General features: G+C 34.1%; 2 protein-coding genes. Both read left to right on the top strand.

Annotated elements, in window-relative coordinates:
- Positions 1-521 (top strand): hypothetical protein (locus tag KEM10_RS23770; RefSeq protein WP_212220875.1); only part of this gene is annotated, 521 nt, incomplete at its 5' end.
- A gap of 58 nt (positions 522-579) precedes the next feature.
- Positions 580-891: a helix-turn-helix domain-containing protein gene (locus KEM10_RS23765; protein WP_212220872.1), complete on the top strand. Its 312-nt coding sequence runs from the start codon at positions 580-582 to the stop codon at positions 889-891.
- The last annotated feature ends 148 nt before the right edge of the window (positions 892-1,039 follow it).

Below are 1,039 nucleotides of genomic sequence, written 5' to 3'. Positions count from 1 at the left end.
CAATGAAAGATAAGGCTGTAATTGATTCGCAATATCTGCTTAAAAAATATCGATCCAGATTGAAGGATTTTGTATTGACGTCTGATGATTTTTACAGCCTCTTAAAAGATTGTGGACAGCACATTTTTTTATCGAATAATGCTGAAAATTTGAATCAAATCATAAAAACGATTGGTAGTAATAAATTCACTATAAGCGAGCTTAAAATGGCAGTAAACGAATTAGATCTCCATCAGATTAACAGCTTTGAAGAAAAAAATATAAATCCGAGTAAAGATCAGGCATCAGTTATTGAGAAAGCGGTAAAAGCTCATTTAAACTTTTTACTGGATAAGGCAGAGGAGAAGGTATTACATCAAAATTCATCGGAGTTTTATGTTTCTAAAAGAAACTATTTTGCAAGAGTGAAAAATCAATTTATTTGGGAGTTGCTGAATGAAATAGGTAAAAGAGAAGTTGATCCAAAAAATAAACTTAAGAATGATCAAAAAAGGAAGAAACACAGGAAAAGGAGGTTTTAGTGATATAGTAAAATAAGATTGACTAAAAATGCTATATTTGTAAAATATATTTTACTCTATGGCTAAAAAGAAGATTGTAATATTACCCAAAACAAAAAGGATACTTAATGACTTGGGAGCAAATATTAAGCTGGCACGACTGAGGCGTAAGCTGAGCACGGAACAGGTGGCAGAAAGAGCCGGTATCAGCAGACCCACACTCTTTGCCATTGAGAAAGGAGCTCCCACGGTTAGTATTGGTTCCTATCTGTTGGTTTTGCAGGTATTGGGCTTGGAAAAAGATTTTCTTTCGATTGCACGAGATGATGAGTTGGGTAGAAAACTGCAGGATGCAGAGATCATAACAAAAGAAAGGGCACCTAAAAAGTAATTTATGGCTAAGGACAATCACAGAGATATTTATGTATTTGCAGATTGGAAGGAAATGAAAGAACCCATGTTAATGGGCATCTTGCATTCCAATCGCCTGAGAGGGAAAGAAATATTTTCTTTTGAATATGATAAAGATTGGTTACAAA

The sequence above is a fragment of the Carboxylicivirga linearis genome (assembly GCF_018271995.1).
Classification (GTDB): Bacteria; Bacteroidota; Bacteroidia; order Bacteroidales; family Marinilabiliaceae; genus Carboxylicivirga; species Carboxylicivirga linearis.
Note: the sequence above shows the minus strand (reverse complement) of the source record. Positions and strands in the feature narration are given on the sequence as shown.

What these genes read in the sequence shown, in the direction of transcription:
- KEM10_RS23765 (WP_212220872.1), top strand. Translation starts at nt 580, where the DNA reads ATGGCTAAAAAGAAGATTGTAATATTACCCAAAACAAAAAGGATACTT.